This is a genomic window from Streptomyces sp. NPDC059248, from assembly GCF_042753905.1.
In the GTDB taxonomy this organism is placed as follows: domain Bacteria; phylum Actinomycetota; class Actinomycetes; order Streptomycetales; family Streptomycetaceae; genus Streptomyces.
Genome location: NZ_JBHYZV010000089.1, coordinates 1 through 21,597, shown reverse-complemented (window position 1 = coordinate 21,597; position 21,597 = coordinate 1). Strand labels below are relative to the sequence as shown.

11 protein-coding genes are annotated in these 21,597 nt (G+C 74.6%); 10 read left to right on the top strand and 1 reads right to left on the bottom strand.

All coding sequences use genetic code 11. The features are described 5' to 3' along the window. Positions 1–1,438, top strand: a 1,438-nt coding sequence (locus ACFXG1_RS28440) for a helix-turn-helix domain-containing protein (RefSeq protein WP_384745124.1), incomplete at its 5' end; no start/stop codon positions are given. 325 nt (positions 1,439–1,763) lie between these two features. Here the strand turns inward: ACFXG1_RS28440 and ACFXG1_RS28435 are convergent. After that, positions 1,764–2,807: a polysaccharide deacetylase family protein gene (locus ACFXG1_RS28435; protein ID WP_384724317.1), complete on the bottom strand. Its 1,044-nt coding sequence runs from the start codon at positions 2,805–2,807 to the stop codon at positions 1,764–1,766. A 508-nt stretch (positions 2,808–3,315) separates the two neighbouring features. Here ACFXG1_RS28435 and ACFXG1_RS28430 point away from each other — a divergent pair. From ACFXG1_RS28430 to ACFXG1_RS28390, 9 genes are all read left to right on the top strand, one after another. Beyond that, entirely contained in the window at positions 3,316–6,432 is a 3,117-nt protein-coding gene (locus tag ACFXG1_RS28430) for an AMP-binding protein (protein ID WP_384745122.1), read from the top strand. A 393-nt stretch (positions 6,433–6,825) separates the two neighbouring features. Then, entirely contained in the window at positions 6,826–9,933 is a 3,108-nt protein-coding gene (locus tag ACFXG1_RS28425; protein WP_384745120.1) for an amino acid adenylation domain-containing protein, read from the top strand. Then, the gene (locus tag ACFXG1_RS28420) at positions 9,933–15,815 is read left to right on the top strand and encodes an amino acid adenylation domain-containing protein (protein ID WP_384745118.1); all 5,883 of its coding nucleotides are present in this window, start codon (positions 9,933–9,935) and stop codon (positions 15,813–15,815) included. Before ACFXG1_RS28425 ends, ACFXG1_RS28420 begins: the two co-directional genes overlap by 1 nt. Positions 15,816–16,110: 295 nt before the next feature. Continuing rightward, complete coding sequence (locus tag ACFXG1_RS28415; protein WP_384721328.1) at positions 16,111–17,298, top strand: lipid-transfer protein; 1,188 nt, start codon at positions 16,111–16,113, stop codon at positions 17,296–17,298. A 2-nt stretch (positions 17,299–17,300) separates the two neighbouring features. Continuing rightward, positions 17,301–17,756 (top strand): MaoC family dehydratase N-terminal domain-containing protein, encoded by a 456-nt coding sequence (locus tag ACFXG1_RS28410; protein ID WP_384721325.1) that lies wholly within the window; start codon positions 17,301–17,303, stop codon positions 17,754–17,756. After that, positions 17,753–18,145, top strand: a complete 393-nt coding sequence (locus tag ACFXG1_RS28405) for a MaoC/PaaZ C-terminal domain-containing protein (RefSeq protein ID WP_384721322.1) — start codon at positions 17,753–17,755, stop codon at positions 18,143–18,145. The genes ACFXG1_RS28410 and ACFXG1_RS28405 overlap by 4 nt, the downstream gene beginning before the upstream one ends. A gap of 36 nt (positions 18,146–18,181) precedes the next feature. Then, entirely contained in the window at positions 18,182–18,985 is an 804-nt protein-coding gene (locus ACFXG1_RS28400) for an SDR family NAD(P)-dependent oxidoreductase (protein ID WP_384721319.1), read from the top strand. Positions 18,986–19,094: 109 nt separating this feature from the next. Continuing rightward, positions 19,095–20,252, top strand: coding sequence for an acyl-CoA dehydrogenase family protein (locus ACFXG1_RS28395; protein ID WP_384745115.1), 1,158 nt, complete (start codon positions 19,095–19,097; stop codon positions 20,250–20,252). Between the two features lie 106 nt (positions 20,253–20,358). After that, positions 20,359–21,522 (top strand): CaiB/BaiF CoA transferase family protein, encoded by a 1,164-nt coding sequence (locus ACFXG1_RS28390; protein WP_384745113.1) that lies wholly within the window; start codon positions 20,359–20,361, stop codon positions 21,520–21,522. The last annotated feature ends 75 nt before the right edge of the window (positions 21,523–21,597 follow it).

The window sequence follows — 21,597 nt, the reverse complement described above, 5'->3', positions numbered from 1 at the left end:
GCCGACGCCCGTGCCCGGCCCGCGGACGGCGGATCCCCGCGACCTGCTGGCGGTACGGCGGCTCACCCACGCGGCGACCCATTCGGCGGCGCTGCTCATCACCGAGGCCGCGGCGCTCGCCGACGGCTGGGCCGTCCTGGTCGACCCGGTGGCGGGGCCCGTACACAGCGCGCCGCCCGGCGCCGGGCCTTCGGGCGCGCGGGCCGCGGCGCACCCCCAGGCCCACGCCCATCTGACGATTCATCACGCGGCGGGCGGGACGCTGGTCCTGGGGCCCGGCCGGACGACTCCCGCGGACCGGGTGGCCCTCATCGCCAGGACCGCGGCTGATCTGCTGCGGGTACGGGCCCGGCGGGCGGACGAGACCAGCCGGGCCGAGCAGCGGCTGCACACCGCCGTGCTCCGGCTGCTGCTGGCCGGACAGCACCGGCTCGCCGTCGACGTGCTCGGCGGTACGACCGCCACACACGCCACGGTGTACCGGCTGACCGGGCACGCCGTACCGGTCGCCCATCAGGCGCTGTGGCGGGCGGCCAGGCCGGGGGTGGCGGACACCCGGGTCCTGGTCTGTCTGGAGGCGGGCGAACTGGTGGTGCTCGCCCTCCACGACGGGCCCGCCGAACCGGCCGGGCGCCATCCGGCCCATCCGCTGGTGTCCCGGGTGGCCGAACAGCACCGGCTGGCGGGCTCGTCGGCGGCGCCGGTGCCGCTGGACCTGATTCCGGCGGCCTGGGCGGAGGCCGGTCAGCAGCCGCGGGGCCCGGCCGCGGACCGGCTCGGCTCCGCCGCCGGCCTCGGGGCCGGCGAACTGCTGCGGGTGATCCCGGCGGAACGGCTCGCCGCGTGGTCGGCGGCCGTGCTCCAGCCCCTCGGCCACGACCGGCGACGCGTCCTGGAGTGCCGGCTGCGGACCGGGTCGGCGCTGGCGGCGGCGGGGGCGCTCGGTCTGTCGGAGGGCACGGTACGGTCCCGGCTGCGCGCCATCGAGGCGCTGCTCGTCGTCGATCTGGACGACGCCACCGTGCAGGCGCGGCTGCTGCTGGCCCTGCGGGCGCCGGTCTCGTCCGCTCCAACCGCTCCTGCATTGCCGGGCGTTCCGTCGCGCCCGCCGCGGCGCCCGGCGCTGCCCACGGCGCTCCTCAGCCCGGCGGAGGCGCGCCGCTGGGCCGCGGACGTGCTGGAACCGCTCGACGCCCGGCTGCGGATCGCGCTCCGCGAGTGGCTCGCGCACCGGGGCCGGACGGCTCCGGCGGCCGCGGCGCTCGGGGTGCACCGCAGCACGCTCACGGCCTGGCTGGCCGAGTGCGGCGGGGTTCTGGGCGCGGATCTGTCGTCCGCGACGGTACGCACCGAGCTGCACCTGGCGCTGGAGACGGCGGCGGGTCCGGGCGCGGCCCCGGAGGCCCTCCCCCGCCGCGGCGGCCGCACTTACGGGTAGCCCCTGGCCTTCGGGTTCCCCGGCCGCCCGCGCCCGCGGTGCGGACAGCCCCCGCCACCGCACACCGGCCACCTCCGGCCGGTCGTGGCTCGTCGCGGACGCCCGACCGCATCAGCCGGCAGGGCTTCTCGCGCTTGCCACGACCTCGCACTCCGGACAAGGAGCCGCTTCCACCGGACACCGGCCGGCCTCCGGTCCGCGTGGCTCGTCGCGCAGTTCTCCCCGCTCCAAGGACCTCCGGCCGGCCGGTCCCGCGGCCCTGGGTCGCCGTCGGCACCGACCGCGGGCCGCCCGGGCCCACCGGCCGGGGCGCCCGCGCGTTTCGTCAGCGGGCTTCGGTACGGCCCGCCAGCGCGTCGGCCGAGACGAAGCGGTAGTCGCGTTCCAGCAGCCCCTCGATCACCGCGGGCAGGGCCGCGACGCTCTGGCGGCGGTCGCCTCCGCCGTCGTGCATCAGGATCACCGACCCGGGCGCGACATGGTCGAGTACGGTCCGGGTGATCTTCTCGGGCCCCGGCCTGGCCCAGTCCCAGGAGTCGACGTCCCAGAGCGCCAGGGCCGGTCCCCCGGCGAGGAGTTCGGCCAGCGATTCGGGGGTGCGGCAGCCGTAGGGCGGCCGGAAGACCGTGGGGACCCGCCCCACGGCCCGGTCGAAGGCGTCGTTGGTCCGCTCGATCTGGAGCCGGAACTGGCGAGCCGTCAGATCGGGCAGAAAGGGGTGCGACCAGGTGTGGTTGCCCAGGCTGTGGCCCGCGTCGACGATCCGCCGCACCTCGTCGGGGAGGGCGGCGACATGCAGTCCGACGCAGAAGAAGGTGGCGTGTACGCCATAGCGCGCCAGGATCGTCAGGATCTCCCCGGTGAGTACGGGATCCGGGCCGTCGTCGAAGGTGAGGGCGATCTCGTGCCGGTCGCGCGGGCCGTGCCGGAAGCAGCGGCCCCGCCGGGTGAGTTCGGCTTCGGCCCCGGCGCTGCGCCGGATCCCGTCGTGGTAGTCGTCGTCCCGGCCGGTCTGCCCGCCGCCCTCGGCGGTGAGCGGTGACATGGCCCCGAGGTCGCGTCTCGCGCGTTCGGCCAGGGTACGGGCGGGTACGGAGCCGAAGTCGGGCCGGTCCGGCAGCACCCAGGGGTCGGCGCGGTGGACATCGAGCCCGGCCGCCGTCAGCGACCCGTCCACCAGCCCGTTGGTACTGTCCACGACGACGGCGCAGGGCTCGACGGACTGCCGGGCGATCCGCTCCAGCCAGGCGGTCAGCTCGGGCACCCGGTCGGCGCTCCAGTGCGTGGGGGCGAGGGCACGCTCCCCCGCCGCGTCGACGATCTCCACGTCGTAGCCGTCGGCGGACCAGGCGATTCCCGCGTACAGCATGGTGACTTCCTCCTCGCTCGCCCGGGCACGTCAAGGGCGCCCGGGTGGGGGCCGGATGGGATGGGGCCGGGTGTTCCCGGCCCGGGCCGCCGGCGGCCGCGCGGCCGAGATCGTCGGCGGGGCACGGCGGGCGGCCCGGGAGGGCCGGTCGACCCGGTGGAGCGCCCCGCCGTCCGAAGGAGGACGGGGGGCGCGGGGTGCGGCGGCCGGAGGTGCCGGCTCCGCTCGGGTGTGCTGCGGGTGGTCCGGGAACCTCCTCCGACGGCGCATTCGAGGGGGTGTTCCCGGTCGTTCAGCTGCGGTGGAGGCCCGGTTCGCGCGACCGATCCCCACCGATTTCCACGAACTCTCCATCATTGCGACACAAGTACGACAGTGGCGCGCTATCCTTCGCCGTACTCGCCAATGGTCCAGACCATACCCAAGGGCGACAACAGCGCGCTATGCCCAGACCGTCTCCGCCGTTTCACCGCATCTGCCGGGCCGACTCCCGTGCAGATCTTGGAAGTTGGAGGGCACCATCAACGCACCGCCCGCTCCGCTCACCGTGCCCGATCTGCTGGACGACCGGGCCGCGAAACAGCCCGACGACGTCGCGATCCAGGTCCGCGGCGGTGAGGCGCTCACCTACGGTTCCTGGCGCGATCGAGCCGTTCGGACCGCCCGGGGACTGACGGACGCCGGGATACGGCCCGGGGATCTGGTGGCCCTGCGGTTCACCGAACGCGAGTGGGACCGGTACGCGGTGGCGTTCCTGGCCCTGCACTACGCGGGCGCCGCCGGGCTGCCGCTGCGCGGCGACGCCGCCGAGGACGAGGCCGCCGGGCTCGCCGCCCTGTGCGGGGCCGCCGCGGTGCTGCGCGGCGGCGAACTGCCCGTACTCGAAGGGCCGTTAGGAGCCGCCGACCATCTGCTGGAGACCGTGGAGGCGGCCGGAGCTCCGGGCGCCGGGGAGCCGCCGCATCGGGCCGCGCCCGGGGACCGGGCCCAGGTCGTCGGCACCTCGGGCACCACCGGCACTCCCAAGGGGGTGCTCTCCTCGCACGCCAATCTCACCGCCGGGCTGCGGCTCGCGCCGCGCCCCCGCCCGTACGCCCATTCCCGGCACGCCCTGCACGCCTTCCCGATCGGCACCAACGCAGGTCAGATGATGGTGCTGAGCGCCCTCACGGGTGCTCCGGCCACCGTTGCCCTGCCCCGCTTCGACGCCGAGGAGTTCGGCCGCGCGGTGGAGGAACTGCGCGCCGGTACGGTCTTCGTCGTCCCGTCGATGGCGATCGAGCTGCTCAACTCGGGGGTCGTACGGCGCCGAGACTTCTCCTCCGTACGACTGCTCAGCTGTTCGGCCGCCGCGCTGCCCGCGCCGGTCGCCCGGGCACTGACCGAGGCCCTGCCCACCACCACGGTGGTCAATGTCTACACCTCCGCCGAGTCCGCGCCCGCCCAGGTGTCGATGGTGGTCGACCCGGCGCGGCCGGGCTCCGTGGGCCGTCCCGCGGCCCCGGGTGATCTGCGGATCCTGGGCCCCGACGGCGAACCGGTCCCGGCCGGGGAGACCGGGGAGGTCTGGCTGCGCCAGGCGGGTCCCGCGCGCGGCTACGCCGGTGACGCCGCCGCGTCGGCGCAGGTGTTCCGGGACGGCTGGGTACGGATGGGGGACCTCGGGCGGCTGGACGCCGAGGGCTTCCTCCATCTGGTCGACCGCGAGAGCGATGTCATCAAGTCCGGCGCCCTGAAGGTCTCCACCCTGCGGATCGAGGAGGTCCTGCACGAGCATCCGGGGGTCGCGGACGCGGCGGCGCTCGGCATACCCCACCCGGTGATGGGGACGGTGCCGGTGGCCGTGGTGGTGCCCGCCGCCGACGGGCTCGACCCGGACGCCCTCCGGCTCTTCCTGAGCACCCGGCTGGCCCGCGCCGAACTGCCCGTCCGGATCCTGCTCGCGGACGATCTGCCCCGCAACGCCACCGGCAAGGTGGTCAAGCGCCGGCTGCGGCCTCTGTTCGACCCGGTGGACGGCGCGGCGCCCGGCAACATGACGGAGAGCAGGAGTCCGGCGCCGGGGACGGCGACCGAGATCCGGCTCGCCGAGATCTGGCACGAGGTGCTGGGCCGCCCGGTGCGGACGGTGGCGGAGGAGTTCTTCGCCGCGGGCGGCGACTCCTTCCGGGCCGTACAGCTCGCGGCGGCCCTGTCCGAGCGGTTCGGTGTGGACGCCGGTGCCGCGCTGGTCTTCGGCCGGCCGTCGCTGCGCGCCCAGGCCACGTGGCTGGACGAGGCCGCGACCGCCCCGACGGCCGCCGGCGCCGCCGCCGACAGGCCCAAGGCCGTGGTGTCGCCGCTGCTGCGCGCCCTGCGGGCCCAGCCGCACGAGGTGCCGCTCACCTCCCAGCAGGAGAACTTCCTGGACTGGATGGCCGCGGAGTCCGGGCGCGACGTGGGCGCGGTGACGGCGCTGTTCCGGGTCGCCGACCGGCTCGACGCCGAAGCGCTCGGCCGGGCCGTGACCGAACTCGTACGGCGCCATCCGGCGCTCCGTACCCGCTTCACCCCCGTCCCCGGGCCCGTGCCAGGGGTGGTCAGGACCGTCCTCGACCCGGAGCCGCGGCCCCGGATCACCCTGCGGGACGCGCCCGGCGCGACCGACGACGAGGTCGACGCGCTGCTGATCGCGGAGCGGGACCGGCTCACCGACCTGGGCACCGACCCGACGGCCCGGCTGCTGGTGGTCACCCGGGCGCCGGACGACCACATCGTCCTGCTGGCCGTGCACCACATGGTCGCCGACGGCTGGTCGGTCGGGGTGCTGCTGCACGAACTCGGGCTCGCCTACGACGCCCTGCGGCGGGGCCGCGCGCCCCGGCTGCCCGAGCACGCCGTGCCGTACCAGGAACTGGTCCGCCGGGCGAACGGCCGATGGCCCGCGGGGCGGCGGTACTTCGCCGCCGCGCTCGACGGCGCGCCCACCGCCGTCGACCCGTTCCCCGGGCGGCGCGCCGCGGACCAGGTGCATATGGTGGCCCGCCCCTTCACCGTCGACGCGGACCCCGCCGGGCGGCTGCGGAAGCGGGCCGAGGCCCTCGGGGTGACCCCCTTCATGGCCGTCGCCGCCCTGTGGAGCGGACTGCTGACGGCCCGCTCCGGGCAGACCGATCTGGTGCTGATGACCCCCGTGCCGGGCCGGACCCGCCCGGAGGAGCAGCGGATCGTGGGCTGTCTGGTGCAGTCGCTGCTGCTGCGGGTGGACTGTTCGGGCGGTCCCGGCTTCGCGGAGCTGGCCGAGCGGGTCCGCCGGGCGGCGACCGGCGCCCTGGACCACCAGATGTACCCGTACGCCGAGTTCACCCCCGCGGTGACCTTCCCGGCCTGGCTCCGCTACGAGAACTGGGCCGCGGACGCCCATCTGCCCGGCCTGGCGTGCGCGCCGTGGACGCTGCCCAAGGGCACCACCGTGCCCTGGCCGATCTCCGGGGGCGACCTCGGGGTGCCCGAACTGACCGTGGTGGAGCAGCCCGACGGCGGGCTGAGCTGCTGGATCCAGTACAACGCCCTCGCCTTCGACGAACCGTATGTGGCCGCGCTCGCCGATGACTTCGTCCGCGCCCTGACCGACGCGGGCGCCTGACCCGAGCCCGCCCGACCCGTCTCGTACGGCCGAGCCCGTACGACCGCACGTCCCGGATCCGCCGACGGCGCCGGATCCGGGACGAACGCGCGGCCGGGAACATCCGGCCGTGTCCCGTGGCCCCGCCCCGGGCCCGTCCGTCCCTGCCGACCTGCCCGCAATCCCGGAGTTCCCGGGTCCCCCGGATCCCGGGTTCCTGAGTTCTGGAGCATCGGAGCCCCGGAGCCCGTGAGTCCCTGAGTCCTGCCCCTTCCGCGCCGGAGCACCCGGCTCTCTCGCTCGACCGCTTTATCAGCCTTTTTCAGCTTTCTTCTGCTCAGGGGCCTCCCCCGCCCCGTCCGTCTCTCCCCCCGCGCGACCGAATTCCCCTTCCGACCAGTTTGAGGAACCCCCGTGACCAGCATTCCCGTCGGACCGGCCCAGCACGGTCTCTGGGTCAACGAGCGGCTCGCCCCGCTCGGCTCCCTTCATCATCTGCCGTTCGCCGTCCGTTTCGACGGCGCCCTCGACACCGCGGCGCTCACGGCCGCCGTCGACGATCTCACCGAGCGGCACCCGGCGCTCTCCCTGACGGTCCGCGACGAGGACGGCACGCCCGTCTTCGTCCCCGGCGCGAGACCGGGGCTCGCCGTACGCCGGTGCGATCCGGAGCGGCTGGCGGACGAGCTGCGCGCCGCGAGCGCCGCGCCGTTCGACCTCCTGGCCGGCCCCCTCGCCCGGTTCACCCTGTTCCGTACCGGTGAGCGGCGCGCGACGCTGCATGTGGTGGCGCACCATCTCGTCTTCGACGGCGCCTCCACCGACGTCCTCGTGAGGGACCTGTCCGCCGCGTACGCCCGCCGCACCGGCCGGGGTCCCGTCCCCGAGCCGCTCCCGGCCCCGGCCCCGGGCGGCCTCGTCGGGGCCGCCGCGCCGGACGACGCGGCGGTCGCCGCCGCCGTCGCCCACTGGGCGGACCGGCCGCTGCCCGAACCGGCCGTCGTCCTGCCCGGTCTGGCCCGCGGAGCCGACGAGACCGCCCAAGGCGGCGCGGGCCCCGGCGCGGTGACCGCCTTCGACCTCGACCCGGCGCTCCGCGCCGGTCTCGCCGTGACCGCCGACAAGCTCGGCGTCACCTTCCTCGAACTGTTCATGGCGGCCGTGCACACCCTGCTGCTGCGGTACGGGAACGAGCGCCCGGCGGCCGCACTCGGGCTCGGTACCCGCTCCCCGGACGACGCCGGCCGGATCGGGATGTACGCCAATGAGCTGCCGGTGGTCACCGCCCCCGACCCGGGTCTCCCCTTCGGCGACTTCGCCAGGACCGTCCGGGCCGAGCTGCGCGCCTGCTATCCGCACCGGGCGGTCCCCGGGGCGCGCTCCGTCCGGGGGGCGCGGCCCGGGGTCACGGCCGCGCCGGTGACCGTCACCTACCGCCGCAGAACCGGCCCGGTGGACTTCCCGGGCCTGGCGGTCTCGTACGACTGGGTGCTGTTCCCCGGTACGGCGCGGGGAGCGCTCCGCGTCCACGTCCTGGACGGGCCCGACCGGGTCGAAGTGCGGCTGATGCACCGTACGGAGCTGCTGTCCCCGGCCGCCGCCGAACGGATCGGGGGCCATCTGCGCGCCCTGCTCGCCTCGGTGGCCGATGCGCCCGGGACACCGCTGGCCGATCTGCCGTTCGTCGACGACGCCGAGTCGGCGCCGCTGCGCGGGCCCGCGCCCGCCGCCGACGCCGCCGGGGCGACCCTGCCCGCGCTGCTGACCGCCGCCTTCGCCGCGTACCGGGACCGTCCGGCGCTCACCGCCGACGGCCGGACCATCGGCTACGGCGAGCTGGGCACGGTGGTGACGGCGCTCGCGGAGCGCCTGGTGGCGGCCGGGGTCGGCCCGGGGACCGTGGTCGCCGTCTGCGCCGAGCGGTCCGCGGAGGCCGTGGCCGCGCTGCTCGCCGTCGGTCTCGCCGGGGGCGCCTATCTGCCGGTCGATCCGGCCTATCCGGCGGAGCGGGTGGCGTTCGTCCTCACCGACGCGGGGGCGCCGGTCGTCCTGGCGCAGCGGCGCACGGCGGACCGGGTGGCGGGGCCCGGCCGGCTCCTGCTGCTGGACGACGTCTTCGCGAGCCCCGGGCGGCCGGGGTCCGGATCGTCGCTCCCCCCGGCGGCGGGACCGGACGATCTCGCCTATCTCATCTACACCTCGGGCTCCACCGGCCGCCCCAAGGGTGTCGAGGTGCCGCACGGCGCCCTGGCCCATCTGCTGCTGGCCTTCCGCGATCTGCTGGGCTCTGGGCCCGACGACGTCTGGCTGGCCGTCACGTCCCTCTCCTTCGACATCTCCGCCCTGGAGCTGCTGCTGCCGCTGGTCACGGGCGGCCGGGTGGTGATCGCCGGGGACGAGGCGGTACGGGACGGCCGGGCGCTCACGGAGCTGGCGGAGCGGCACCGGGTGACCCATCTCCAGGCCACGCCGTCCGGCTGGCGGCTGATGCTGGACGCCGGGTTCACCGCGCCCGCCCTGACGGCCCTGTGCGGCGGCGAGGCGCTGCCCCTGCCGCTCGCCCGCGGGCTGCGGGAGCGGGTCGGGAAGCTGTGGAACGTCTACGGGCCCACCGAGACCACGATCTGGTCCACGGCCGCCGCGATACCCGCCGACCCCCGGGAGGTGAACATCGGCCGGCCGATCGCGGGCACCACGGCCCTCGTCGTCGACCGCGGCGGGCGGCCCGTGCCGCACGGGGTCACCGGTGAGCTGGTGATCGGCGGCGCGGGCCTGGCCCGGGGCTACCGGGCCAGGCCGGAGCTGACCGCCGAACGCTTCGTCACCGGCCCGTGGTCGCCTCCCGGGGCGCGGCACTACCGCACCGGTGACCTCGCCCGGGTCGGGCCCGACGGGGCCCTGGAGTGCCTGGGCCGCGCCGACGACCAGGTCAAGCTGCGCGGGCACCGGATCGAGCTGGGCGAGATCGAGTCCCGGGCGCAGGAGCACCCGGCCGTCGCGGCGGCCGCCGCCGCGGTGCGCGGTGACGCCGAGGCGCCGGGGGGACAGCTGCTCGCCCTCTATCCGGTGTGGCGGCCGGAGGTGCCCGAGCCCACCACGGCCGGGCTGCGGGCCTTCCTCGCGCTGACGCTGCCGGAGGTGATGGTCCCCGGGGCCGTGCATCCGCTGGCCGCGCTGCCGCTGACGCCCAACGGGAAGACGGACCGGCGGGCCCTGCCCGAACCCGTCCGGGACGCCGTACCGGGCGGACCGCCGGGTGACGGGACCGGGGACGGCGAGCCGTGGGACGAGCTGACGGCCGAGATCGCGGGCATCTGGTGCGAGGTGCTCGGTGTGCCGTCCGTCGGCCTGCACGACGACGTCTTCGACCTGGGCGCGCACTCCCTGACGATCACCCAGGTCGCGGCCAGGATCCGGGACCGGATCGGGGCCGACGTACCGCTCCAGGTGTTCTACGACGAGCCGACCGTGGCCGCCGTCGTCGACGCCGTCACCGCCGAACTGCTCGGCGGGGAGGCGTGATGGAGCACGAGACCAACGCCCCGACGACCGTCCCCGCGCCGCGCCGGACCCTCACCGCAGAGCAGCGCGCCCTGCTCGCCCGGCGGCTGCGGGAACGGCCCGCGGCCGGGCGGGCCACGACGGTGGCGCCGCGGCCCGGCGGAACGCCCGTACCCCTCTCCCTCGCCCAGGAACGGCTCTGGTTCGTGGAGCAGCTGACCCCGGGAACGGCGGCGTACGTGCTGCCGGTGGCGGGGCGGCTGACGGGTCCGCTGCGGCCCGCCGCGCTGGCCGAGGCGCTGCGGCTGGTCGCCGTCCGGCACGAGCCGCTGCGCGCCGCGTTCCCCGCCGGTGAGGACGGGACCCCGGTGGTGCGGATCGCGCCCGCGGACGGGTTCACCGTGCCGTGGCGGACCGTGGTCCTGGAGGACGTTCCGGCCGGGCGGCGGGAGGAGGCGGCCCGTACGGCGGTCGAGGAGGAGGTGGCCCGGCCGTTCGACATCGAGCGGGGGCCGCTGGTGCGGGCGCTGCTGCTGCGATTGGGCGCCGACGACCACGTCCTGGTGGTCTGCCAGCACCATCTGACGGGTGACGGCTGGTCGGCGGGGGTCCTCCTCGACGAACTCCTCGCCGGTTACGAGGCGCTGGCGGCCGGGGAGCGGCCCGAGCCGCCGGCGCTCCCGGTGTCGTACGGGGACTTCGCGCACTGGCAGCGCGAGCGTCAGGAGTCGCCCCGGGCCCGGGCCGGGCTGCGGTACTGGTGCGAGGCGATGGCCGGGGTGCCGCCGCTGGAGCTGCCGACGGACCGGCCACGGCCCGCCGTACCGGGTCCCGGCGGCGCCACGCACACCTTCCGGCTGGATCCGACGGTGTACGAGGCGGCCAGGGCGCTGTCCCGGGAGCGGGGCGCCACGCTCTACATGACGCTGCTCGCCGCCTTCCAGGTGGTGCTGGGCCGCTGGTCGGGGCGGCGGGACTTCGCCGTGGGCACACCGTTCGCGGGCCGTCCCGCGGAGGAGACGGAGGGTTTGATCGGGCTGTTCAGTACGGTCCTGCCGTTGCGGGCCGATCTGAGCCCGGACGGCGGTCCCGGCGCGGGAGAGGACGCGGCCGGGGACGTGCCCGGGGACACGGCCGGAGACACGGCTGGGGACGCGGCCGGCGACGCGGCCATGCCCGGATTCGCCACCGTGCTGGCCCGGGTCAGGGCCGCGGCCCTCGGTGCGCAGCAGCATCAGGAGACCCCGTTCGAGCGGCTGGTGGAGGCGCTCGACCTGCCGCGGGACGTGGGCCGTCCGCCGCTGTTCCAGGTGTCGTTCGCGCTTCAGAACCACCGCGCCCAGTCGGTCACCCCACGGGACCTGAGCTGGCGGACCTTCCCCTTCTCCGGCGGCGGGGTCCATCTGGACCTGGGTCTCTACTGCACCGAGACCGACGAAGGACTCGAAGCCTTCCTCACCTACCGCACCGATCTGTGGGACGCGGACACCGTCGCCCGGCTGGCCGGGCACTGGCAGCGCGTGCTCGCCGGGGCCTCGGCGGATCCGGCCGCGTCCGTCGGCGCGCTGGAGCTGCTGTCGCCCGGGGAGCGGCGGCGGGTCCTGGAGGAGTGGAACGACAGCGGTCGTGCCGTCCCGGTCGCGGCGACACTGGCCGACGCCGTCGCCGCGCAGACGGCACGTACCCCCGGCGCCACGGCCCTGGTCCACGGCGACGAGACGCTGACCTTCGCCGAACTCGACCGGCGCGCCAAACGGCTGGCTTATGTGCTGCGTTCGGAGGGGGCCGGGCCCGACGCGCTGGTCGGGGTCTGTCTCGACCAGGGGGTGGAGCAGGCGGTCGCCCTGCTGGCGGTGCTGCGGTCCGGCGCGGCCTATGTGCCGCTCGATCCGGAGCAGCCTCGGCGGCGCCTCGGCCATATGCTCACCGACGCCCGGCCGGTGGTGATCGTCACCACGGGCGGGCGGAGCGCCCTGGTCTCCGGCACCGAGGCTCCCCTGCTGCTCCTGGAGGAACTGGCGGACCGGCTCGCGGCCGCCCCGGACACTCCGCCCGGGGCGGGGGCGGGGCCCGACGATCTGGCGTATGTCATCTACACCTCCGGGTCGACCGGTACGCCGAAGGGTGTGGCCGTCCAGCACCGGCAGGTGCTGACCTATCTCGCGGGGGTGCGGCAGCGGTTCGCCGAGGCCGGTCTGGAGGACGGCGCGCGCTATGTCCTCCTTCAGTCGCTGGCCTTCGACTTCGGGCTGACGACGCTCTATCTGTCGCTGACGACCGGTGGTTGTCTGCATCTGCTGGCGCCGCGTACCCCGGGGCCCGAGCTGGCCCGTTATCTCGCCGAGCGGCGCATCGACTGTGTGAAGCTGACGCCCTCGCATCTGGCCGCGCTCGGCGCCGAGGTGGCCGATCCGGCGGAGCTGCTGCCGCGGCGGCTGCTGATCCTCGGCGGTGAGGCGTCCGGCTGGGAGTGGAGCCGGCGGCTGGCCGCGACGGCGGCCCGTACCGGCTGCCGGGTGGTCAACCACTACGGCCCCACGGAGGCCACGGTCGGCGCGACGACGCTGCTGATCGACCCGGAGGCGCCCGCCGAAGGGCCCACCACGCCCATCGGCCGCCCACTGCCCGGTGCCCGGGTGTACGTCCTCGATCCGCTGGGGGCGCCGGTGCCCGCCGGGGTGGCCGGGGAGCTGTGGATCGGGGGCGACCGGCTGGCCCGGGGCTATCTGGGGCTGCCGGAGCTGACCGCCGAACGGTTCAGGACCGACCCCTTCGCCGCTTCCGCCCCGGACGGCGGTTCCGGTACGGAGCCCCGGATGTACCGCACCGGGGATCTGGCCCGGCACCGGCCGGACGGCACGATCGAGTTCCTCGGGCGCGGCGACGACCAGGTCAAGATCCGCGGCTACCGGGTCGAACTGGGCGAGGCGGAGGCACATCTCGCCCGGCTGCCGGGGGTGGCGCAGGCGGTGGCCGCCGCCCGCGGCCCCGCGGGCGAGCAGGTACTCGTCGGCTATCTGGTGCCCGCCGACGGCGCGGCGGCGCCGACGGCCGCCGAGGCGCGGCGGCTGCTCGCGGAGCGGCTGCCGGACTATCTCGTACCGTCGCGCTTCGTGGTACTGCCGGAGCTGCCACGGCAGGCGCACGGCAAGGTCGACCGGCGGGCGCTGCCCGAGCCGGGGGCGCCGGGACCCGCGGACGGCGCCCCGTACACCGCGCCGCGCACTCCGGCGGAGGAGGCCGTGGCCGGGGTCTGGGCCGAGCTGCTCGGGCTCGAACGGGTCGGCGCGTACGACGACTTCTTCGATCTCGGCGGCCACTCGCTGCTGGCGATGCGGATGGTGGCGGCCCTGCGCAAGGTCCTCGGGGCCGAGGCGCGGATCACCCTGATGGACGTGTTCCAGGAGCGTACGGTCGCCGCGCTGGCGGCCCTGGCGGAGCGGTCGGAGGCCGATCGCGGACCGCGGCGGCTGCTGCACGAGCTGACACCCCGCCAGGAGCCGGGCGCCGTGGAGCTCTCGCTGGTGTGTCTGCCGTACGGCGGCGGCAGCGCCGTGGTGTACCAGCCGCTCGCGGACGCCCTGCCGTCCGGCGTGGCGCTGCACGCGGTCGCCGTCCCGGGGCACGACCTGGGGATGTCGGAGGAGTCGCTGCCGCTGGAGGAGGTCGCCCGGCGGTGCGCCGACGAGGTGCTGGCGGGGGTGCCGGGGCCGGTCGCGGTCTACGGGCACTGCGGGGTGGGGGCCGCGCTCGCGGTCGAGCTGGCCCGGCTGCTCGCGGCGGCGGGCCGGGAGCCAGCCGCGGTCTATCTGGGCGGGATCTTCCCCTTCGCCCGGCCGACGGAGGGGCTGCTGGGGCTGCTCTCCCGGTTCTCGGTCCTGGACCGGCGGCGCAGCGGACGGCTCCATCTGAACTGGCTGCGGTCGATGGGCGCGGATCTGGAGGGTCTGGATCCGGAGCAGTTGGCGACGATCGTGGCGAATGTCCGGGCGGACTCCCGGGCCGCGGAGGCGTATTTCACCGAACGGCTGGCGGGGCCCCGTGACGGTCTCTCGTCCCCGGTGGTCTCGGTGATCGGCGGCGCGGACCCGGGGACGGAGTTCCATCGCGAACGGTTCCGGGAGTGGGGTTTCCTCGGGACGACGACGGCGGTGGCCGTGCTGGACGAGGGCGGGCACTACTTCCTCAAGCACCGGGCCGCCGAGCTGGCCGAGATCCTCACCACGGTCCATCCGGCGGTGGGTGCCGGGCGGGCGGCGGACGGCGCGAGCGGCACCATCGCGGGGGTTCCGGTTCCGGTTCCGGTTCCGGCGGACGGCGCGACCGGCGGCGGCGCGGCGGACGACGGACCCGCTACGGACGGCGGGGCCGCGGCGGCCCTGGCGCGCGACCGGCGGCCCGAGGGCGCCACCTGGTGGCTGGACGGGGTGCACCACGAGCGCACCGCACCGCCCGACGCGGCCGAAGGCGGCTCCCGTACCCGGCGCGACACCCGGCGGTTCGTCGCGGTCGCCGCGTCGCAGATGGTGTCGCAGACGGGTTCGGCGCTCACCGAGTTCGCCCTGCCGCTGTGGATCTACCTCTCCACCGACTCCGTCGCCTGGTTCGGTCTCTTCGCGGTCCTCGGCATCGTGCCGGGACTGCTGGCGGCGCCGGTGCTCGGCACCCTGGTGGACCGGATCGACCGGCGACGGGTGATGCTGGTGTGTACGGGGGTGTCCGGCGGTACGGAGGCGATCCTGGCCCTGCTCCATGTGACGGGCGAACTGCGGCCCTGGCACGTGGGAACGCTGCTGGCGCTGCTCTCGGTATCGCTCACGGGCCAGCGGCTCGCCTTCCAGTCGGCGATCCCGCAGCTCGTGCCCAAGCGGTATCTGGGCCACGCCAACGGCGTCGTCCAGATCTCCGGGGGCATCGCGCAGGTCGTGGCCCCGCTGGCGGCCGTCGGACTGCTGGCCGCGATCGGCCTCGGCGGGGTGCTCCTGCTCGATGTGATCAGTTACGCGATCGCCGCCCTGGTCCTCGGGGTCGTACGGTTCCCGCGGACCATGCCCGCCCGGCGCCGTGAGACGCTCCGTCAGGAGATCGTCGCCGGGTTCCGGCTGGTCATCGGGGACCGCGGCTTCCGGGCGATGCTGGTCTTCTTCGCCGTGCTCAATCTCTTTCTACCGGTGCTGTTCCAGCTGGTGTCGCCGCTGGTCCTCGGCTTCTCCAGCCTGGCGTCGGTGGCGACTGTGTCCCTGGCGGGCGGTCTGGGGGCCGTCGTCGGCGGTCTGGCGATGGGCGTCTGGGGCGGGCCGCGGCACCGGCGGATGCGGGGCATGCTGCTGGTGATCCCGGTCCTGGCGCTGTTCTGCATGGTGACCGGGTCGCGGGCCGATCTGCTGGTGGTCGGCGCCGGGGTGTTCGGCATGTCGGCGTCGCTGTCCCTGCTCAACGGCATCTATCTGACGATCGTGCAGGTGAAGGTGCCGCAGCGGTTCCACGGCCGGGTGATGGCCCTGAACCAGCTGGTCGCCTGGTCGACGCTGCCGGTGGGGCTGCTGCTGATCGCCCCGCTGGGGACCTCGTATCTGGAGCCGCTGATGGCCTCGGACGGCGCGCTCGCCGCCACGGCGGGATCGCTGATCGGCACCGGCGACGGGCGGGGCATCGGGCTGCTGTATCTGCTGCTCGGCGCCGCGATCCTGGCCCTGGGCGCGCTGTCGCTGCGGATCCGTCCGCTCGCCCGTTTCGACCGGGACGTGCCCGACGCCAGGGCCGACGACCTGGTGGGTCTCGCGGCGCTCGCCACGGAGCGGGAGGCCGAGCGGCCGTCGGGCCGTCTGCCCGATGCGGCGCGGGACGGGGCGTCCGACCGCACGCCCGGCCAGCCGTCGGAGCGGTTCGTCCGGGGCGCCTGATCCGGTCACCCGATCCGCACGGCCCGCCGCCGTCCGTCCCCCACGGGGCCGGACGGCGGCTTCCCGCAGAAAGTTCGGCCCGGCCCGCCGCAAGGGTCCCGGAGCCCCCGTTTCCGCCCCGGCGGAGACGGGGGCTCCGGCTTGTCAGGGGCGGCCGGGAGCACCGTTCCCACGGCGCTTCCCGATCACCCCGACCTTAATCCACGGGAAACCCAGATTCGCCGCCACCCACCCTTGACACAAGCCCACTCGACCGAGAAAGTGAATTCACGATAACCAATCGACTGGAGGCCTGATGGCGCGCAGAGTACTGGTGGCGGGCGTCGGCATGGTGCCGTTCTCGAAGCCCAGCGCCGCCAAGACGTACGACGAGATGGGCGCCGGAGCGGTACGGGCCGCACTCGACGACTCGGGCCTCCCGTACGACGCGCTCCAGCAGGTGTACGCCGGGTACGTCTACGGCGACTCCACCTGCGGCCAGCGGGTGGTCTACGGGTTCGGCAGGACCCGGGTGCCGGTCCTGAACGTCAACAACAACTGCGCCTCCGGCTCGTCGGCGCTCTGGCTGGCCCGGCAGGCCGTCGAGAGCGGCGCCGTGGAGTGCGCGCTCGCCGTCGGCTTCGAGCAGATGCCGCCCGGCGCGCTGACCGCCAAGTGGGCCGACCGGCCCCATCCGCTGACCGACTTCAGGGACACCCTGGAGGAGATCCACCCGGTCGACCCGAATCTGCCGGGCACCCCGCAGTACTTCGCCGCCGCGGGCCGCGAGTACATGGAGAAGTACGGCATGGCGGCGGAGACCTTCGCCCGGGTGTCGGTCAAGGCGCGCGCCCACGCCGCGAACAATCCGTACGCCGTGTTCCGCGACCCGATCACCCTCGACGAGGTCCTCGGCTCGCCGAAGGTGGCCGATCCGCTGACCCGGCTCCAGTGCTGCCCGCCGACCTGCGGCGCCGCCGCCGCGATCGTCTGCTCCGACGAGTTCGCCCGCGCCCGCGGCCTCTCCCCGAAGGTCGCCGTCGCCGCCCAGGCCCTGCACTCCGACGCCGACGACCTCTTCAGCAAGAAGAGCGCGATGTCCCTGGTCGGTACGGACGTCACCCGCGCCGCGGCCGGCGAGGTCTACGAGAAGGCGGGCGTCGACCCCCGCGACATCCAGGTCGTCGAACTCCACGACTGCTTCACCGTCAACGAGGTCCTCACCTACGAGGGCCTCGGTCTGTGCGAGGAGGGCGGCGCCGAGAAGTTCGTCATCGACGGCGACAACACGTACGGCGGCCGGGTCGTCACCAACCCCTCCGGCGGTCTGCTCTCCAAGGGCCATCCGCTGGGCGCCACCGGTCTGGCGCAGACCGCCGAGATCACCTGGCAGCTCCGCGGCGAGGCGGGCGCCCGCCAGGTCGACGGAGTGACGCTGGGCCTCCAGCACAATCTCGGCCTCGGCACCGCCGGTGTCGTCACCCTCTTCGAAAAGGTCTCCTGAGCATGCCCGTCGACCCCGCCCTCATCGGCACCCGCTATCCCGAGTTCCGTACCGAGGCGGAGCGCGGCAGGCTGCGCTTCTTCGCCAAGGCCACCGGGCAGCACGACCCCGCGTACAGCGATCTCGACGCCGCGCGCGCGGCGGGCCACCGCGATCTGCCCGTCCCGCCGACGTTCTTCTTCTGCATGGAGATGGACAACCCCGACCGCGGCGCCTTCCTCCGCGATCTGGGTATCGACGTCCGCACGATCCTCCACGGCGGCCAGGAGTTCGCCTACCACGCCCCGGCCTACGCGGGCGAGACGCTGGCCTTCGCCAACGAGGTGACCGACGTCTACAGCAAGAAGGGCGGCGCGCTCGACTTCATCGTCCGCACCACCCGGGTGACCCGCGACGGCGAACCGATCGCCACCCTCACCAGCACCACCGTCGTACGCGACCCGAAGGCGACCCGATGACCGGCCCCGCGCTCAAGCCCGGCGACACCCTGACCCTCGAAGCCCCCCGGGTGACGCGTACGGCGCTGGCGCTGTACGCGGGCGCGTCCGGCGACCACAACCCGGTCCATATCGACATCGATGCCTGCCGCGACGTCGGCATCGACGACGTCTTCGCCCACGGCATGCTCTCCATGGCGTATCTCGCCCGGCTGCTCACCGACTGGGTGCCGCAGGACCGGATCACCGAGTTCGGGGTGCGGTTCTCCGCGATCACCCCGGTCAACGCGACCCCGGTATGCCGGGGCTCCGTGGTCTCGGCCGAGGACGGACTGGCCCGGCTGGAGCTGACCGTCTCCCTTCCCGACGGCACGGTGACCCTGGTGGGCCACGCCGTCGTCACCAACTGACCCCGCACCCACTCCACACAAGGACGTACGCGCATCATGGGAACCCTGGACGGCAAGGTCGCACTCGTCTCCGGCTCGGGCCGGGGCATCGGCCGCGACGTCGCGCTCAAGCTGGCGGCCGAAGGCGCGAGTGTCGTGGTCAACGACCTCGACGCGGAGCCCGCGGAGGCGACGGTCGCCGAGATCACCGCCGCCGGCGGCCGGGCGGTCGCCTGTGTCGGCTCGGTCACCGAGGACGACTTCGCCGAGCGCTTCGTACAGACGGCGATCGACACCTTCGACGGCCTCGACATCATCGTCAACAACGCCGGTTACACCTGGGACACCGTGGTCCAGAAGATGACCGACGAGCAGTGGGACGCCATCATCGACGTCCACCTCAAGGCCCCCTTCCGGATCCTGCGGGCCGCCCAGCCGTACATCAAGGCCAACCCCACCCCGTACCACCGCAAGGTGGTCAACGTCTCCTCGGTCTCCGGTGTGTTCGGCAACCCCGGCCAGGCCAACTACTCCTCCGCCAAGGCCGGGATCATCGGTCTGACGAAGACCCTGGCCAAGGAGTGGGGCCGCTACAAGGTCAATGTCAACGCCGTCGCCTTCGGCTTCATCCTCACCCGGATGACCGAGGCCACCGCCGCCGACGAGGCGTTCGTCGAGATCGAGGGGCGCCGGATCAAGGTGGGGGTCTCCCCGCAGATCATGGAAGCGGTCAAGCGCACCCACCCGCTCGGCCGCCCCGGCACCCCGGCCGAGGCCGCCGGATCGATCTATCTGCTCTGCACCCCCGACGCCGACTACGTCTCGGGCCAGGTCCTGAACGTCGACGGCGGATCCCGCTGACCCCGGCACCCTCCGGCCGCGCGCCGCGCCGGCGGCCCCGCCGGCCCGGCGAAGAGCACCGGCGCGGCGCGCCACCATCCACCGCCCACCACGTCGTCAGGGACGAATCATGAAGCGCAGCATCTACACCGCGGAGCACGAGGCGTTCCGGGCCATGATCCGGGACTTCATCGCCAAGGAGGTGACCCCCCACTTCGACCGGTGGGAGAAGGACAACCTCGTCGACCGCGACTTCTTCCGCAAGCTCGCCGCCCTCGGGGTGATGGGCTTCGACATCCCCGAGGAGTACGGCGGCAGCGGCGAGATCAGCTACAAGTACCAGACGATCATCACCGAGGAGTGCGCTCGCGCCGCGGTCTCCTTCGGCCACTACAGCGTCTCCACCGGGATCGTCCTGCCCTATCTGCTCAACCTGGCCGACGAGGACCAGAAGAAGCGCTGGCTGCCGGGGATCGCCGCGGGCGACCTGATGCTCTGTGTGGCGATGTCGGAGCCCGGGACCGGCTCCGACCTGGCGGGTATCCGGACCAGTGCCAAGCTCTCCGACGACGGCACCCACTACGTGCTCAACGGCTCCAAGACCTTCATCACCGGGGCCCGCAACTCCGAGCTGTGCGTGGTCGCCGCCCGCACCTCCCCGGCCACCCCCAAGGACCGCAGGCACGGGCTGAGTCTCTTCGTCGTCCCGACGGACGCCGATGGCTTCGAGTACGGCCGCAAGCTGGAGAAGATCGGCCTGCGCTCCTCCGACACCTCCGAACTCTCCTTCACCGATGTGAAGGTGCCGGTGGAGAACCTCCTCGGCGAGCAGGACAAGGGCTTCTCCTACCTCGGCCAGAACCTGCCCCGCGAGCGGCTGTCGATCAGCGTCGGCGCGACCGCCAACGCCACCGCCGCGATCCGGTTCGCCCAGGAGTACGTCTCCGAGCGCCATGTCTTCGGGCAGCCGGTGGCCGCCTTCCAGAACACCAAGTTCGTCCTCGCCGAGTGCGCGACCGAGGTCGCCGCCCTCCAGGCCATGGTCGACAAGGGCATCGAGTTCGACGACGCGGGCGAGCTGACGGCCGCCGACGCGGCGAAGATCAAGCTCTTCGCCACCGAGGTCGCGGGCCGGGTCATCGACAAGTGCCTCCAGCTCCACGGCGGCTACGGCTACATGCTGGAGTACCCGATCGCCCGGCTGTACGCCGACACCCGTGTCAACCGGATCTACGGCGGCACCAGTGAGGTCATGAAGACCATCATCGCCAAGGACATGGGTCTGTAGACCCCCTGTCGCAGCTCGTGCCCCACCCCCGCCGCGCGCGGCCGCTCCCGGGAGCCGCCGCGCGCGGTCGTCTTCCGGCCCCCTCACCCACCGAAGGACCGCCACCATGACCAGCACCACCGCCCCCGCGCCCGCGGGCCCGCTCGCGGGCGTCCGGGTGATCGAGCTCGGCGGCATCGGCCCCGGCCCCTTCGCCGGGATGATCCTCGCCGATCTCGGCGCCGAGGTGATCCGCGTCGACCGGCCCGCCGAGCACGGCCGCCCGTCCGGCCATCCCGTCCTCCACCGCGGCCGGCGCTCCGTCACCGCCGACCTCAAGGACCCCCGGGGTGTCGCCCTCGTCCTGCGGCTGATCGACGGCGCCGACGCGCTGATCGAGGGATTCCGGCCGGGCGTGACCGAACGGCTCGGCCTCGGCCCCGAGGTCTGTCTGCCGCGCAACCCCCGGCTGGTGTACGGCCGGATGACCGGCTGGGGCCAGGACGGCCCGCTCGCCCAGGCCCCGGGACACGACATCAACTACATCGCCGTCGCGGGCGCGCTGGCCCAGGTCGGCCCGGCCGACGGCGACCCGGTGGTACCGCTCAACCTCTTCGGCGACATGGGCGGCGGCGGACTGCTGCTCGCCCTCGGGATCACCGCGGCCCTCCACTCGGCGTCGGCCGGCGGCCGGGGCCAGGTCGTGGACGCGGCGATGACCGACGGCACCGCGATCCAGCTGGCCCTGATCCAGGGCCTGCTGCGCACCGGCCGCTGGACCGAGGGCCGCGAGAGCAATCTCTTCGACGGCGGCGCCCCCTTCTACCGTACGTACCGCTGCGCCGACGGCGGCCATATGGCGGTCGGCTGCGTCGAGCCGCAGTTCTACGCCGAGACCCTGCGCGTCCTCGGCCTCACCGGCGACCCGCTGTTCGCGAAGCAGCACGACCGCGACGCGTGGCCCCGGATGGCCGCCCGGCTTGCGGAGCTGTTCGCCGGCCGGCCGCGGGACGCGTGGGCCGCCGACTTCGAGGGCACCGAGAGCTGTGTGACCCCGGTGCTCGACTGGACGGAGGCCGCGCGGCATCCGCACAACGCCGCCCGGGGCACGTACCGGCTCACCGACGACGGCTATCCGGAGCCCGGTACCGCCCCCCGGTTCCTGGGCACCCCGTCGGCCGAACCGCGTCCGGCCGCGCCGACCGGCAGCCACACGGACGAGGTCCTGGCGGAGCTGGGCGTCGGCGGGGACGAGCTGGCCGGGCTGCGGGACGAGGGCGTCGTCGGCTGACCCGGGCGCGCCCGGAGGGGACGGCGGAAGGCGGGGCACGGGAAGTGCCCCCCCATCTCGTGTACGCCCCCCCAC